The organism is Comamonas aquatica, from assembly GCF_018064205.1.
GTDB classification, from domain to species: Bacteria; Pseudomonadota; Gammaproteobacteria; order Burkholderiales; family Burkholderiaceae_C; genus Comamonas; species Comamonas aquatica.
The window spans coordinates 3,147,506-3,161,999 of the sequence record NZ_CP072916.1 but is presented as its reverse complement, the minus strand read 5'-3'; the positions used below and the strand labels follow the sequence as shown (position 1 = coordinate 3,161,999).

Genomic DNA, 14,494 nt, shown 5'->3' with positions numbered 1-14,494 from the left:
GGGTCAGTAACGCACCACGATCTTGCCGAAGTGCTGGCCCGACTGCTGGTGGGCAAAGGCCTGGACCATCTGCTCCAGCGGGTAGTGGCGGTCGATCACCGGCTGCCAGCCCCACTGCTCCAGTGCGCGCACCATGTCCTGCTGCTGTTCGCGGCTGCCGACGATCAGGCCCTGCAGCGTCTGCTGCTTGGCCATCATTTCGGCCGTGGGCACGCTGCCGGCAAAGCCGGTCAGCACGCCGATCAGCGCGATGTGGCCGCCCACGGCGCCGGCGCGGATGGACTGCGGCAGGGTGTTGGGGCCGCCGACCTCGACCACGATGTCGGCGCCGCGCCCGCCGGTGGCGGCCAGCACGGCGTTGCCCCACTCGGGCGTGTCGCGGTAGTTGATGACCACGTCGGCCCCCAGGGCGTGCAGGCGCTCGGCCTTGGCGGCGCTGGAGGTGGTGGCGATGACGCGCGCGCCGGCGGCCTTGGCCATCTGCAGCGCAAAGATGGAGACCCCGCCCGTGCCCAGCACCAGCACCGTGTCGCCCGGCTGCAGGCGACCGTTGACGAACAGCGCACGCCAGGCGGTCAGGCCGGCCGTGGTCAGCGTGGCCGCTTCCTCGTGCGACCAGCCGCGGGGCGCGTGGGTAAAGGCCGTGGCCGGCCGGGTCACGGCCTCGCAGGCAAAGCCGTCCACGCCGTCGCCGGGCACCAGTTTGAAGTCCGAGGGCACGCGGCGGCCCGACAGCCACTGCGGGAAGAAGGTGGACACCACGGCATCGCCCACGGCGAATTCGGTCACGCCGGCGCCCACGGCGGTGACCACGCCGGCCCCATCGGCCATGGGGATGCGGCCATCGGCCGTGGCGCCGGGGCGGCTGACGACCAGCAGGTCGTGGTAGTTCAGCGAGGTGGCGTGGATGCGCACCTGGATCTCGCCGGCCCCTGGCGGGGGCGCATCGGGCAGGGTGGTCAGGTGCAGGTGGTCCAGGCCACCGGGGGCGGCCAGTTGCAAGGCTTTCATGGCGATCTTTGCGGGCAGTGAAGGATGGCCGCCATGGTGCGCGCTACCGCGCGGCATGACCAGTACCAACATATTTGTGGGGTAGTATTAAAAATGTAAGCAATGCAGGCCGCGCGGCCTTGCGGCAGCATCGGATACACCGGCCCCCGGGCCACCCAGCACCAGGCGCAGGAGGCCGCATGAAACGTTTGAATAGCAAGAGCGGCTGCGCCGTGGAGGTGACGCTGTCGGTGATGGGCGGCACCTGGAAGCCCATCATCCTGTTCCAGCTGCTGCACGGCAAGAAGCGCTTTGGCGAGCTGGGCCGTGCCATCCCCGGCATCACCCAGCGCATGCTGACGCTGCAGCTGCGCGAGCTGGAAGACGCCGGCATTGTGGCGCGCACGGTGTATGCCGAGGTGCCGCCGCGCGTGGACTATGCGCTGACCGAACTGGGCCGCAGCCTGCAGCCGGTGCTGATCGCCATGCGCAACTGGGGCATCGCCTACAGCCAGAACTTTGCCCCGGCCGAGCCCCTGCACGACGCGGATCAGCACGGCGCCAGCTGCCTGCCCGATTTGCAGCAACAACAGGCTTGAACGCTTGTCCCTCCAGCGCAAGCAGCTATCCATTTCAATCCACCACCGCCCAAAGCCCGCAGGCGGCACACACCGGCGGGCTGGGGGGCGAGGCTGTAGCGCTTACTTGGCGGCGGTCAGCGTGGTGTAGCTGTGGATCAGGTTGCGGTAGTCGGGGATGTGGTTGGCAAACAGCGTCCCCAGGCCCTCGATGTCATTGCGCCAGTCGCGGTGCAGTTCGCAGGCCGCACCGAACCAGGTCATCAGCTGGGCGCCTGCCTGCTCCATGCGGCTCCAGGCGGCCTGCTGGGTCATGGGGTTGAAGGTGCCCGAGGCATCGGCGATCACAAACACCTCAAAGCCTTCCGCCAGGGCCGACAGCACGGGGAAGGCCACGCAGACCTCGGTCACCACGCCGGCGACGATCAGCTGTTTCTTGCCGGTCGCCTTCACGGCCTGCACGAAATCTTCGTTGTCCCAGGCGTTGATCTGGCCAGGGCGGGCGATGTAGGGCGCGTCGGGGAATTGGGCTTTCAGCTCGGGCACCAGCGGGCCGTTGGGGCCGGTTTCGAAGCTGGTGGTCAGGATGGTGGGTAGGTTGAAGTATTCGGCCATGTCGGCCAGGGCCAGCACGTTGTTCTTGAACTTGTCCGGGTCGATGTCGCGCACCAGGGACAGCAGGCCGGTCTGGTGGTCCACCAGCAGCACGGCGGCGTTGTCTTTGTCGAGGCGGATATAGGGTTTGTTGCTCATGGGAGTCTCCTTGAGAGCGGGGGAAAGCATACGGCGCAGGCGCGCGCCGGACGGGGAAAACCAGGCTCAGGCCAGGGCGTGGGACTGGGGCATGCGCCCGAAGCGACCGCTGCGGAAGTCGTCCAGGGCCTGTTCGATCTCGGCTGCGGTGTTCATCACGAAAGGGCCATGGCCGACCACGGGTTCGTCAATGGGTTCGCCCGACAGCCACAGCAAGGTGACTTCGTTGTTGGCCTCCAGGTGCACGCTGTCGGCGGCGCGGTCCAGGTGCACCAGCTGGCCGGCGCGCACCACCTCCTGGCCGTTGACCATCACCGTGCCGTGCAGCACCACCAGGGCCAGCGTGTGGCCGGGCTGGGCCTGCAGTTCGGTGCAGGCACCGGCGTTCAGGCGCACATCCCACAGATGGATGGACGTGAACGTGCGGGCCGGCCCATGGGCGGCAGCAAAGTCGCCGGCAATCACACGCACCGAACCGGCGCCGTCAGGCAACGCCACGCGCGGAATGTCGGCCTTCAGCAGGGTTTGGTAGCCGGGGGCGGACAGCTTGTCGCGGGCCGGCAGGTTGACCCACAGCTGCACCATCTCCAGCGGGCCGCCAGAGCGGGCGAAGGTTTCGGCGTGGAACTCCTCGTGCAGGATGCCCGAGGCGGCCGTCATCCACTGCACATCGCCGGGGCCGATGGTGCCGCCCGCGCCGGTGGAGTCGCGGTGGGCGACCTCGCCCTCGTAGACGATGGTCACTGTCTCGAAGCCGCGGTGCGGGTGCGTGCCCACGCCACGCCGGCCCTGCGTGGGCTGGAAGTGCTGGGGACCGGCATGGTCCAGCAGCAGGAAGGGGTTCAGCGCCTGGCCGTGGTCGGCGTAGCTGAACAGCGAACGCACGGGAAAGCCGTTGCCCACCCAGTGGGGGCGGGGTGGGCTTCGTAGACACCCAGAATCTTTTTCAACATGGGAGGAATTTTGAATTTGGAACGATTGTTTGGCTGGACTGCAAAAATCGCATGCAGCGTTCCATTTTTAAAACGATGAAGCTCCCGGACCTGAATCCCCTGTACTACTTCGCGCTGGTGGAGGAGCACGGCGGTTTCGCCCCGGCGGGGCGGGCCCTGGGTATTCCCAAGTCCAAGCACAGCCAGCACATCGCCCTGCTGGAAGAGCGCCTGGGCGCGTAGCTTTGCCGTGACCGAGCTGGGCAAGCGTTGCTACGAGCACTGCCGCGCCATGCTGACCGAGGCGGCGGCGGCCGAGGAATCCGTGGCCCTGACGCACAGCGAGCCCTGCGGCGTGGTGCGCCTGAGCTGCCCGGTGGCGCTGCTGGCGGCGCGCGTGGGGCCGATGCTGGCGGCGTTCATGGCCCAGCACCCGCGGGTGAGCCTGCAGGTGGACGAGACCAACCGCCGTGTGGACGTGGTGGCCGAGGGGCTGGATCTGGCGATCCGCGTGCGCCCGCCGCCGCTGCAGGACAGCGAGCTGGTGCTGCGCCAGCTGGCCGAGCGCCACCAGTGCCTGGTGGCCAGCCCTGCGCTGCTGGAGCGCATTGGTCCGGCCCTGGGGCCCATGGACCTGACGCGCTGGCCCAGCCTGGACATGGGCCAGCCCCAGGACAGCCACCGCTGGGTGCTGCTGGGGCCGAACCAGGAGCGCGCCGAGGTGCGCCACCAGCCGCGCCTGGTGACTCCATCCATGCTGGCGCTGCGCGATGCGGCCCTGGCCGGCGTGGGCGTGGTGCAGTTGCCCAGCATGTTCATTCGCGCCGAATTGGCGCGCGGCAGCCTGGTGCAGGTGCTGCCGGGCTGGGCCCCACGGGTCGAGGTGATCCACGCCGTCTACGCCTCACGCCGGGGGCAGTTGCCCGCGGTGCGGGCGCTGCTGGATTTTCTGGTCCAGCAGTTCCAGGCCCTGGCCGAGGACTGAGGCAGGGCGTGCGCCGCCGTGGTGCGCAGCCGCCGGCGTGCCCGGGGCGCGAACTAGGCCAGCCGCTCCACCTGCACCGCGCAGTCGTAGAAGCAGGGCGCGCGGCCGATGTCGGTCAGCTGCTGGTGGGTCAGCTCGTTCACGTTGGTGCCGTTGGCGCCCTGCTTGCGCCACCAGATGCCCAGGCCCACCACCACCCCGGGCCGTGCCCGGCCGTTGACGGCGGCGTGGCAGACGTGGCTGCCCCGCGCGTTGAAGACGCGCAGCCGGTCGCCATCGGCAATGCCGCGCGCGGCGGCGTCCTCGGGGTGCAGCTCCAGCAGCGGGCGCTCTTCCATGCGCGCCAGGCTGGCGACATTCGCGAAGGTGCTGTTCAGGAAGTTGCGCGCCGGCGGCGAGATCATGGCCAGCGGGTGGGCGGCCGTGGGTGGCTCGTAATTGGGCACGTGGTCGGGCAGGGTGTTGATGCCCAGCGCGGCCAGCCGCGGGTTGTCGAACTCGCACTTGCCCGACGGCGTGGCAAAGCCGCCCTGGGCAAACGGCGCCTCGGCCACCGGGATGTGGGCAAAGCCCTGGGTCAGCAGGCTTTCGAAATCCATAGCTGTCCCCGAAAGCGCCGTGCGGCACAGCGCCTCATCCGGCTCGGAAAAGTGCGGGGCGGCAAAGGCCGGGTCCAGCTGCGCCATCTGCGCGGCCAGGTCGCGGAAGATCTGGGCGTTGCTGCGCGACTGGCCTTCGGGGGCGATGGCCGGGCGGTTCAGCAGCACATCGGTGTGGCCGTAGCTGCCATGGATGTCCCAGTGCTCCAGCTGCGTGGTGGCGGGCAGCACGTAGTCGGCGTGGTCGGCGGTGTCGGTCAGGAAATGCTCCAGCACCACGGTGAACAGGTCCTCGCGCGCAAAGCCGGCGGCCACCTTGGCCGATTCCGGGGCCACGGCCACGGGGTTGCTGTTGTAGACCACCACGGCCTCGACCTGCGGGCCGAACTGCGCATCGCCGGGGTGCAACAGCACGTCGCCGATGGTGCTCATGTTCAGTGTGCGCGGGCGGCGGTTGCCCAGCAGTTGGGGCAGTTGCAGGGCCGCCTTGTTGAAGGGTGACACGCCCGAGCTGGACAGCAGCAGGCCGCCCGCACGGTGGCGCCAGGCGCCGACCAGGGCCGGCAGGCAGGCGATGGCGCGCACGGCATTGCCACCGCCGCGCACGCGCTGCATGCCGTAGTTCAGGCGGATGGCGGCCGGCCGGGTGGTGCCGTAGTCGCGCGCCAGTTGGCGGATCTGCTCCACAGGCAGGCCGCAGACCTGGGCGGCGCGCTCGGGCGGCCACTCCAGTGCCCGGGCGCGCAGGGCCTCCCAGCCCAGGGTGTGCTGGGCGATGTAGTCGTGGTCCAGCCAGTCGTTCTGGATGAGCTCGTGCATCAGCGCCAGGGCCAGGGCGGCGTCGGTGCCGGGCAGCAGCTGCAGGTGCTCGTGGCACTTCTCGGCGGTCTCGCTCTTGCGCGGGTCGATGCACACCAGCTTGGCGCCATTGCGCTTGGCCTCCTGGGCCAGGCGCCAGAAGTGCAGGTTGCTGGCAATGCTGTTGCTGCCCCAGATCAGGATCAGCTGGCTCTCGGCAAAGAACTCCATGCGCATGCCCAGCTTGCCGCCGTAGGTGGCGGCCAGGGCCTCGCTGCCGGCGCTGGCGCAGATGGTGCGGTCCAGCAGGCTGGCACCCAGCTGGTGGAAGAAGCGCCGGTCCATGCTCTCGCCCTGCACCTGGCCCATGGTGCCGGCATAGCTGTAGGGCAGGATGGCCTCGGGCTGGCGCTGCGCAATCGTGTGCAGGCGCTGGGCGATGTCGCGCAGGGCCTCGTCCCAGCTGACCGGGGTGAACTGGCCGCTGCCCTTGGGGCCGCTGCGTTTGAGGGGCTGCAGCACGCGGTCGGCGTGGTAGGTGCGCTGGGTGTACTTGCTGACCTTGGCGCATAGCACGCCGCCGGTCATGGGGTGGTCGGGGTTGCCTTGCACCTTGGTGGCCACGCCGTCGATGACCGTGGTGGTGAGCGAGCAGGTGTCGGGGCAGTCGTGGGGGCAGGCGCCGAGGATGTGGGTCACAGACATGGCAAACGGGGCAGTTCCAGGGTGGGGTGCTGATTTAAGCATGGCGCGCCACCCTGGCGCATGCGGCTGACACGGATTTGTCACGCCCGCGGCCTAGCATGCCGCCATCGTGCAAATGACCCATAACACCAAGATGCCAGGGGCCGCCGTGCGGGTGCAGGGGCTGCGCCGCGTCTACGGCGACCGCACCGTGCTGGACGGCCTGGACCTGGACATCGCCCCCGGCGAAATCATCGCCCTGCTGGGCCCCTCGGGCTGCGGCAAGACCACCTTGCTGAAAATCCTGGCCGGGCTGGAGCAGCCCAGCGCCGGCGAAGTCTGGATGGGCGACACCTGCGTGGCCACGGCCGGGCACAGCGTGCCGCCCGAGCAGCGCGGCCTGGGCATGGTGTTCCAGGATTACGCCCTGTGGCCGCACCTCAGCGTGCAGGGCAATGTCGGTTTTACGCTGCGCATGCGCGGCGTGCCGCGCCAGGAGGCCGCGCGCCGCGTGGACGAGGCGCTGGCCCTGGTCGGCCTGCAGGGCCTGGGCGCACGGGCGCCGTCCAGCCTGTCCGGCGGCCAGCAGCAGCGCGTGGCATTGGCGCGGGCCGTCGTGGCGCGACCGCAGCTGGTGCTGTTTGACGAACCCCTGTCCAACCTGGACCGCGACCTGCGCGAGAGCCTGTGCGCCGAGATGGGCAGCCTGCTGCGCGAGCTGGGCTGCACCGCCGTCTACGTCACGCACGACCACGAGGAAGCCTGCGCCCTGGCGGACCGCGTGGCCGTGGTCATGGACGGGCGTTTTCACCAGCTGGATGCGCCGCAGGCCCTGTGGTCCGCACCGCGCACGCGCCAGGTGGCGCAGTTCCTGAAGCTGGGCACCCTGCTGGATGCGCAGTGGCAGGGCAGCCACTGGCAGGTGGCGGGCGCGCAGTGGCGCTGCCTGGTGCCGCCGGTGGTGCCAAGCACCGCGGCACAGGGGCAGTTGCTGCTGCCCCATGGGGCGCTGGCGCTGGGCGCGGCGCAGCAGGACGACCACCTGCCCGTGCAGGGCCGCGTGCTGTCGCAGCACTACCGCTGCGGCCAGTTCGACACCTGGATCGATGCCGACTGGGGCCAGCCGGTGCGCGTGCACAGCAGCGAACGCCTGCCTGCCGGCGCCCGCGTGCCGCTGCGCCTGGACATGCAGCGCCTGCACTGGTTTGCCGCGGTGGACTGAGGCCGCGCCCGCCTTCTGTTTTCTCACTGTTTGGATGGAACGATGAACATGCATTCACGCCCCTGGTTTCGTGTGCTGCGCCCCGGTGTGGTCGGCGCCCTGGTGTTGGTGGCCCTGCAGCCGGTGGCCCAGGCGCTGACGGTCTATACCGCCGGCCCGGCCGGCCTGATCAAGGAACTGGCCCAGGGCTTCGAGCAGCAGGGTGGCGAGAAGGTCGAGGTCTTCCAGGCCGACTCGGGCAAGGTCATGGCGCGCGTGGAATCCGAGGCCGGCAACCCCCGCGTCGATGTGCTGATCTCGGCCTCGTGGGACAGCGCGCTGGACCTGCACCAGCGCGGCTGGCTGCTGAACTACCGCAGCCCGAATGCCAAGACCGTGCCCGCCGCCTACCAGGGGCCGTCGTACGTGGCCCAGGGCCTGTCGGCGCTGGCGCTGGCCTGGAACCCGTCCAGCGGCACACCGCGCCCCAGCGACTGGAAGGACCTGGCGGAGCCGGCCTTCCAGGGCAAGGTCAACATGCCCGACCCGAGCAAGTCGGGCACGGCGCTGGAGCTGATCTCCGGCCTGCAGTCGCAGCACGGTGCCCAGGCCTGGAAGCTGTTCGGCGAGCTGCGCGCCAACGGCATGCACATTGCCGGCGCCAACGCCCAGGCCTTGAACCCGGTGCTGCAGGGGGCCAAGGCGGTCGTGTTCGGCGCGGTCGACTATGTGACCTACGCGGCCCAGGCCAAGGGCGAGAAGGTCGAGATCATCTTCCCGCGCAGCGGCACGGTGGTGGCGGCGCGGCCCATGATGATCTTCAAGCGCAGCGCCAAAGTCGAGCAGGCCAAGCGTTTCGTGGACTATGTGCTGTCGGACGAGGGGCAGCGCATCGTCGCCAAGTCCTACCTGCTGCCCGCGCGCAGCGATGTGCCGGCCCTGCGCCCGGTGCTGGGCAGCTTCCAGGCCTGGCCCCCGGAGTCCGACGCCCAGCGCGCCGGGCGTGCGGCGTTGCTGCAGCGCTTTGACGAACTGTTCGTGCGCAAGTGATGCACGGCGCCCCACCGGGCGCCGGCAAGGAATGGAACCGATGATGCCGTTGCAACGAGGGGGCACGCTGCTGCCCGGTGCCGCCATGCTGGGCATGGGCGTGCTGGTGGTGGTGCCGGTGGCCTTTGTGCTGCTGCAGGCCGTGTTCCCCGGTGCGGCGCAGGCCGACTGGGCGCAGCCGCTGGCGCACTGGCGGCAGGTCTGGCAGGACACGGCCATGGCCCAGTTGCTGGGCAACACCGTGTCCCTGGGCGTGTGGGTGGTGCTGGGCTGCCTGCTGCTGGGTCTGCCCCTGGGGCTGCTGCGCGGACTGGGGCGGCTGCCGGGCAGCGCCCTGTGGGACCTGTGCTTTCTGGTGCCCTTCATGGTGCCGCCCTACATTGCGGCCATGGGCTGGATCCTGTTGCTGCAGCCCGCCGGTTACCTGCAGCAGGCCACGGGCCAGCACGCGGCGGGGCTGCTGTTTTCGGTGCCGGGCGTGGTGCTGGTCATGGTGCTGAACCTGTTCCCGGTGGTGTACTTCGCCGTGTCGCGGGCGGCGGCTGCGGCGGGCGCCCGTCTGGCGGTGGTGGCCCGGGTCTGCGGGGCCAGCCCCTGGCAGGCGCTGTGGCGCGTCACCCTGCCCCTGACGCTGCCGGCCCTGGCGGCCAGCGGGTTGCTGGTGTTTGCCATGACGATCGAGGAATACGGCACGCCGGCGGTGCTGGCCTCTCACGTGGGCTTTGCGGTGCTGGTGACGGCCATCGAGCAGCGCCTGTCCGACTGGCCCATTGACCTGCCGGGCGCGGCCCTGCTGTCGCTGGTGCTGATGCTGCTGGCGGTGCTGGCCTATGTGGGCCAGCGGCGGCTGATGGCCGGCCGTGGCTATGAGGCCACCGACGGCAAGCCACAGGCCCTGCACCGCGCGGCCCTGGGCGTCTGGCGCCTGCCGGTGCTGCTGCTGTTTGCGGCCGTGGCCGTGTGTGCCACGCTACTGCCCTTGCTGGCGATCGGGGGCACGGCGTTCACGGGCACGCTGTCGGGCGGGTTGGCCTGGGACAACTGGACGCTGCGCCACTTCCGGTCGATTCTGGGGGCTGGCTCCGAAGCGCTGCAGGCCCTGGGCACCAGCTTTGCGCTGGCGCTGGCGGCCGCGCTGCTGGTGGGCGTGTTCGGGGCCCTGGTGGCCTACTGCAGCGTGCGCCTGCGCACCCGCACGGCCCTGGCGCTGGACGTGCTGTCGGTGCTTCCGAACGCCATGCCGGGCATCGTGGTGGCCGTGGGGTTGATCCTGGCCTGGAACCAGCCGTGGCTGCCGGTCACGCCCTACAACACCTGGCTGATCCTGCTGCTGGCCTATGCCTGCCTGCTCTTGCCCTATCCCATCCGCTATGCCAACGCCGCCTTGCAGCAGGTGAGCGTGCAACTGGAATCGGCTGCGCGCGTGCACGGGGCCAGCCTGTGGCAGATGCTGGCGCGGGTGGTGGCGCCGCTGCTGGCGCCCAGCGTGGCGGCGGCCATGCTGCTGGTGTTTGCCATCGCCTCGCGCGAACTGGTGGCCTCGCTGCTGCTGGCGCCGACCGGGGTGCAGACGGTGTCGGTCTATGTCTGGCGCCAGTTCGAGCAGGGCTCGGTCGGCGAGGGCATGGCCATGAGCCTGATCGCCATCGGCCTGACGGCCCTGCTGGTGCTGCTGGCCGCACGCCTGGCACCGCGCCCCGGCCACTGATCCGCCGCGCGCCCCTTGGCGGCCCCTGGTTCCGCTGGGGCACCCCGGCCCTGGGCGTGTGCCGGGCGCCCGGCGCCACGGTTGGTGGCCTTGCAGCGGGTGCCTGTGGTGCGCAACCAAATCGTCATCTGCCCGACGTGGCCTTGTCATCTCCGAATTTTCCAATCGCAGCCAGCGCCGGGCGATGCACTCGGCGTGATTCACAACCCAAGGGAACGGAACATGAACAAGCAAATGCACGTGGCGCTGGCCATGGTTTTGGCCGCTGCCGCCGGCAGCGCGGCCGCACAGTCGAACGTGACGGTGTACGGCGTGATCGATACCAGCGTGGGCCGCGGCTACAAGAGCGATGCCAGTGCCGAAATGATGAGCGGCTATACCGACACCTCGAAGCTGGGCTTCCGCGGCTCGGAAGACCTGGGCAACGGCCTGAAGGCGAACTTCCAGCTGGAGGGCGAGATCGGCAGCGACACCGGGGCCTGGGCCGAGGGTTTCAAGCGCCAGTCGTGGGTGGGGCTGTCGGGCAGCTTTGGCGAAGTGATGCTGGGCCGCACCACCACCCCCCAGAACCGCCTGATGGGCACGTTTGACCTGAATGGCACGGCCGATGGCTCCAGCGCCATGAAGGTGCTTGGCATCGCCGCCAATGGCTCGTTCATGAGCTCGCGCCAGTCCAACCAGGTCTAGTACGCCACGCCCAAGCTGGGCGGCTTCCAGGCGCGCGTGGCCTACGGTTTCTCCGAAACCGTCAGCGGCACGGCCGGCGACAAGAAGGACTTCCTGCAGCTGGCCGCCAGCTACCAGACCGGGGGCCTGACCCTTGGCGCCGCCTTCCAGCCCAAGAGCATGTCGACCCAGGCCGCCGTGGGCGCCACCGACAACCGCAACGGCTATGCGCTGGGCGCCAAGTACAACTTCGGCGTGGCCGAAGCCAGCGTGATCTACACCCGCAACGAGAAGACCACCGAAGGCGACGGCATCGGCATCGGTATCGCAGCGCCCATCGGTGCCTGGAAGGTCGGTGCGCAGTTCGCTCGCCTGACGAATGTGAAGAATGCCGATGGCACCAAGTCGGCCAAGGAAGGCGCCAACGCCTTCGAACTGTTCGCCAACTACAGCCTGTCCAAGCGCACGGCGCTGTATGCCGCCTACGGCAGCGTGAACAGCAAGGCCGAGACCGCGTTCAGCCTGGCCCGCGACAACACCATGGCCGTGGGCGTGATCCACAAGTTCTAACAACAAGGCGGCGGCGCCTGCGGGTGCCGCGAACTCCGAGGTGGTTGGCGTGCAGGCGTGCCTGCACGCCTTTTTTTGCTTTCGCACGATCGTGCTTTTTGACGCGATTTTGGCTACACTGCGCCCCATCACTACACCACAGGAGACCCGTCCATGTCCGATCTGCAAGCCGCGTTCGACGCCGCCGTGAAGAATTCCACATCGCTCAGCGAGCGCCCCGACAACGCCACGTTGCTGAAGATCTATGCCCTGTACAAGCAGGCCACCGAAGGCGACAACGAGGCCAAGAAACCCAGCTTCACCGACATGGTGGGTCGCGCCAAGTGGGATGCCTGGGAAAAGCTCAAGGACATGTCCCTGGACGACGCCAAGCAGCAGTACATCGACCTGATCGAGTCGTTGCGCTGAGCGCCATTCGGTTCGTTCCTAAAAAAAGCAAAGGCAGCCCAGGCTGCCTTTTTGCTGTCGGATGCTGTGAAAAAAGGAGCATTCAGCGCGCTTGATGCAAGGTTTTCATAGGCTTTTGGCAATGAATTCCAGGTGCGACAAGCGCAGCCAGCTATCTTTTCAGGATGCCAGCATGGCGTCGAACTGCGCGTGCAGCTTGGCCTCGATCTTCTCCTGGAACATCGTGGCCAGAAAGCCCAGCTCGGCCTCCAGGCGCAGCTGCTCGGCGCTGACCTGCAGCTGGCCCTGCATGCCGCTGCCGTCAAAGTGCAGCACGTCCTGCGTGCTGCCGGCCTCATAGCGGCATTGCACGCCGAACTTGGCGGTGGCCTGTGCGGCCCAGTGCCGGGCGTGCTGGCGGGCGGCCTCCAGGCCGAGGGTGTGGGAGCGTTCAATCAGGATCTGGGACACGGGACGGAGCAATCAGGCAAGGGCCAAAACGGCGGATCATAAAAGTCCAGCGGTACCCAGGGCGCGCCTGGGCTGAATACACTGGGGGCTGGATTGTTGCAGGCAGGCGGACTTCGCACTATGGATTTTTTGACGTGGATTATCGTGGGCTCGATCGGCATCTATGTGCTGCAAGGCATGGAGCACCGCCGCCGTGTGCGCCTGCTGGGGGCGCACCTGGCGCCGACCCAGGTGGAAAAGCTCATGGGGGGCTTGATCGAGGGCTATATGCGCGCCCTGGACGAAAAGGAGCCCGAGCGGCGCCAGCAGGTCTGGGCCATCCTGGACAACAGCGAAAAGACACTGGCCGACCAGCTGCAGCGGCTGGCCGACAGCTTTGCCCAGGAAAACGCCCAGGACACCCGGGTCAGCACCTTGCCACTGGCGCTGCCGTACTTCGACCGCCTGATGCCTGCCCACACCTTCGACATGCGCGAGGCCCTGCAGCTGCATGCGCGGGCCGTGCGCGACGCCTGCGCACCGGACGGGGTGGACCCGGACACACGCAAGCGCATGGCCTTCACCATGACGGCTGAGCTGCTGCTGCTGCAGCACACCTGCCACTGGTTCTGCAAGACGCGCACCATCGCCTCCATGCGCCTGATGGCGCGCCAGAAGACCACGTACGAGCAGGTGCTGCAGTCCGTGTCGCGCAACACGCTGGCCGCGTACAAGAAGCTGGTCGGCACGGTCTGAGCGCCACTGCCCCATCTGCCGTGGAAAAGCGACAGCACCGGTAACACGGGAAAAAGTCTGTCAACGCCACGGCGTGGCGCGCATTGACGCGCGGCGATCCGGGCTCCAACAATCGGACGCATGAAACACATGCTGGCTGCCTTGGAAGCCCGGCTGGCGGCGCTGCCAGTCCCGATGGCGGTGGAGCTGCCATCGGGGCAGCGCATCGGCCCTGCGTCCTGGCAGGTGCTGGTGGTGCTGCGCGCCCCCGAGGCTTACCTGGCGCTGGCCCAGGGGCAGATCGGCTCGCTGGGGGCTGCCATCGTCGAAGGCTGGGTCGAGGTGCATGGCAGCATGCGCGATGTGATGGCCGCAGCCCTGGGGCTGCTGCAGACCGATCCCGTGCGGGGCACGGCCAGCTGGTGGTCCCAGGTCATGGCGCGCGCGCGGTCCATGGCCTTGCACACGCTGGAGCGCGACGCGCAGCAGGTGCAGTTCCACTACGACCTGTCCGACGATTTCTATGCCCTCTGGCTGGATCCGCGCCGGGTCTACTCCTGCGCCTATTACCGCGAGCCGCAGATGAGCCTGGCCCAGGCCCAGGAGGCCAAGCTGGAGCACATCTGCCGCAAGCTGGACCTGCACCCGGGCGAGCGCTTGCTGGACGTGGGCTGTGGCTGGGGCGGGCTGATCATCTGGGCGGCCCAGCACCACGGCGTGCAGGCCAAGGGCATCACGCTGTCGCGCAACCAGTTCAACCATGTGCGTCACCTGATCGAGACCCTGGGCCTGCAGGGGCGCGTGCAGGTGGAGCTGTGCGACTACCGCCAACTGAGCGATGCGTCCTACGACAAGCTGGCCTCGGTCGGCATGTTCGAGCATGTGGGGCAGGCCAACCTGCCGGAGTACTTCCAGACCGTCTACCGGCTGCTGCGCCCCGGGGCGCTGGCCCTGATCCACGGCATCACCGCGGGCGGCACGCGCAACCGGCAACTGGGCGCCGGCATGGGGGACTTCATCGACCGCTACATCTTCCCCGGTGGCGAGCTGGTGCATGTCAGCACGCTGCTGCAGACCATGGCTGAAGCGGGGCTGGAAATGGTCGACACCGAGAACCTGCGCCCGCACTATGCGCGCACACTATGGACGTGGTCTGACGCATTGGAAGCGCAACTGGACGCTGCGCAGCGCATTTTGGCGGTACAAACTGATACTGAGCGCTCAGGTCGCGCGTTGCGTGCCTATCGCTTGTATCTGGCAGGTTGTGCGATGGGGTTCGAGCAAGGCTGGATGGGTCTGCACCAAATGCTGGCGATACGCCCGTCCGGTGAGATCCAGACCGGCTGCTTGCGAGGCGCGCAATCTGACTATGCGTTCCAACGTGACTACATGTACCCAAAAGGATAAG

11 protein-coding genes and 3 pseudogenes are annotated in these 14,494 nt (G+C 68.5%); 9 read left to right on the top strand and 5 right to left on the bottom strand.

Features of this window, described 5'->3' with window-relative positions; translation table 11 throughout:
- Positions 1-3 precede the first annotated feature (3 nt).
- Complete coding sequence (locus KAQ61_RS14870; RefSeq protein WP_210929681.1) at positions 4-1,011, bottom strand: zinc-dependent alcohol dehydrogenase family protein; 1,008 nt, start codon at positions 1,009-1,011, stop codon at positions 4-6.
- 179 nt (positions 1,012-1,190) lie between these two features.
- Between KAQ61_RS14870 and KAQ61_RS14865 the strand changes: the two genes are divergently transcribed.
- Complete coding sequence (locus tag KAQ61_RS14865) at positions 1,191-1,589, top strand: winged helix-turn-helix transcriptional regulator (RefSeq protein WP_210929680.1); 399 nt, start codon at positions 1,191-1,193, stop codon at positions 1,587-1,589.
- 102 nt (positions 1,590-1,691) lie between these two features.
- Here KAQ61_RS14865 and ycaC read toward each other — a convergent pair whose 3' ends face one another.
- Positions 1,692-2,321: an isochorismate family cysteine hydrolase YcaC gene (gene ycaC / locus KAQ61_RS14860; protein ID WP_210929679.1), complete on the bottom strand. Its 630-nt coding sequence runs from the start codon at positions 2,319-2,321 to the stop codon at positions 1,692-1,694.
- A 66-nt stretch (positions 2,322-2,387) separates the two neighbouring features.
- Positions 2,388-3,274: pseudogene (locus tag KAQ61_RS14855) on the bottom strand (pirin family protein).
- A 75-nt stretch (positions 3,275-3,349) separates the two neighbouring features.
- On the opposite strand from KAQ61_RS14855, the pseudogene KAQ61_RS14850 reads away from it, so the two are divergent.
- Positions 3,350-4,238, top strand: a pseudogene (locus KAQ61_RS14850) (LysR substrate-binding domain-containing protein).
- Between the two features lie 53 nt (positions 4,239-4,291).
- Here KAQ61_RS14850 and KAQ61_RS14845 read toward each other — a convergent pair.
- Complete coding sequence (locus KAQ61_RS14845) at positions 4,292-6,340, bottom strand: molybdopterin-containing oxidoreductase family protein (RefSeq protein WP_210929678.1); 2,049 nt, start codon at positions 6,338-6,340, stop codon at positions 4,292-4,294.
- Between the two features lie 115 nt (positions 6,341-6,455).
- Here KAQ61_RS14845 and KAQ61_RS14840 point away from each other — a divergent pair, with 115 nt between their 5' ends.
- The 5 genes and pseudogenes from KAQ61_RS14840 to KAQ61_RS14815 all read left to right on the top strand — a co-directional run bounded on the left by KAQ61_RS14840 (position 6,456) and on the right by KAQ61_RS14815 (position 11,922).
- Positions 6,456-7,541 carry an ABC transporter ATP-binding protein gene (locus KAQ61_RS14840; protein WP_210931938.1) on the top strand — a complete coding sequence of 362 codons (1,086 nt, stop codon included), beginning with the start codon at positions 6,456-6,458 and terminating at the stop codon, positions 7,539-7,541.
- A 48-nt stretch (positions 7,542-7,589) separates the two neighbouring features.
- Positions 7,590-8,570 carry an ABC transporter substrate-binding protein gene (locus tag KAQ61_RS14835; protein ID WP_210929677.1) on the top strand — a complete coding sequence of 327 codons (981 nt, stop codon included), beginning with the start codon at positions 7,590-7,592 and terminating at the stop codon, positions 8,568-8,570.
- Positions 8,571-8,610: 40 nt separating this feature from the next.
- Positions 8,611-10,278: an ABC transporter permease gene (locus KAQ61_RS14830; protein ID WP_244982908.1), complete on the top strand. Its 1,668-nt coding sequence runs from the start codon at positions 8,611-8,613 to the stop codon at positions 10,276-10,278.
- Between the two features lie 222 nt (positions 10,279-10,500).
- A pseudogene (locus tag KAQ61_RS18885) lies at positions 10,501-11,514 on the top strand (porin).
- A gap of 153 nt (positions 11,515-11,667) precedes the next feature.
- Positions 11,668-11,922, top strand: a complete 255-nt coding sequence (locus KAQ61_RS14815) for an acyl-CoA-binding protein (protein WP_210929674.1) — start codon at positions 11,668-11,670, stop codon at positions 11,920-11,922.
- A gap of 159 nt (positions 11,923-12,081) precedes the next feature.
- On the opposite strand, the gene KAQ61_RS14810 is transcribed toward KAQ61_RS14815, so the two are convergent.
- Entirely contained in the window at positions 12,082-12,372 is a 291-nt protein-coding gene (locus KAQ61_RS14810; RefSeq protein ID WP_210929673.1) for a polyhydroxyalkanoic acid system family protein, read from the bottom strand.
- A gap of 120 nt (positions 12,373-12,492) precedes the next feature.
- Here KAQ61_RS14810 and KAQ61_RS14805 point away from each other — a divergent pair, with 120 nt between their 5' ends.
- A complete protein-coding gene (locus KAQ61_RS14805) occupies positions 12,493-13,107 on the top strand; it encodes a hypothetical protein (RefSeq protein ID WP_210929672.1) in 615 nt (204 codons plus the stop codon).
- Positions 13,108-13,227: 120 nt separating this feature from the next.
- Positions 13,228-14,493 (top strand): class I SAM-dependent methyltransferase, encoded by a 1,266-nt coding sequence (locus KAQ61_RS14800; RefSeq protein WP_210929671.1) that lies wholly within the window; start codon positions 13,228-13,230, stop codon positions 14,491-14,493.
- Position 14,494: the final 1 nt, after the last annotated feature.

What these genes read in the sequence shown, in the direction of transcription:
- KAQ61_RS14870 (WP_210929681.1), bottom strand. Translation starts at nt 1,011, where the DNA reads ATGAAAGCCTTGCAACTGGCCGCCCCCGGTGGCCTGGACCACCTGCAC.
- KAQ61_RS14865 (WP_210929680.1), top strand. Translation starts at nt 1,191, where the DNA reads ATGAAACGTTTGAATAGCAAGAGCGGCTGCGCCGTGGAGGTGACGCTG.
- ycaC (WP_210929679.1), bottom strand. Translation starts at nt 2,321, where the DNA reads ATGAGCAACAAACCCTATATCCGCCTCGACAAAGACAACGCCGCCGTG.
- KAQ61_RS14845 (WP_210929678.1), bottom strand. Translation starts at nt 6,340, where the DNA reads ATGTCTGTGACCCACATCCTCGGCGCCTGCCCCCACGACTGCCCCGAC.
- KAQ61_RS14840 (WP_210931938.1), top strand. Translation starts at nt 6,456, where the DNA reads ATGACCCATAACACCAAGATGCCAGGGGCCGCCGTGCGGGTGCAGGGG.
- KAQ61_RS14835 (WP_210929677.1), top strand. Translation starts at nt 7,590, where the DNA reads ATGCATTCACGCCCCTGGTTTCGTGTGCTGCGCCCCGGTGTGGTCGGC.
- KAQ61_RS14830 (WP_244982908.1), top strand. Translation starts at nt 8,611, where the DNA reads ATGATGCCGTTGCAACGAGGGGGCACGCTGCTGCCCGGTGCCGCCATG.
- KAQ61_RS14815 (WP_210929674.1), top strand. Translation starts at nt 11,668, where the DNA reads ATGTCCGATCTGCAAGCCGCGTTCGACGCCGCCGTGAAGAATTCCACA.
- KAQ61_RS14805 (WP_210929672.1), top strand. Translation starts at nt 12,493, where the DNA reads ATGGATTTTTTGACGTGGATTATCGTGGGCTCGATCGGCATCTATGTG.
- KAQ61_RS14800 (WP_210929671.1), top strand. Translation starts at nt 13,228, where the DNA reads ATGAAACACATGCTGGCTGCCTTGGAAGCCCGGCTGGCGGCGCTGCCA.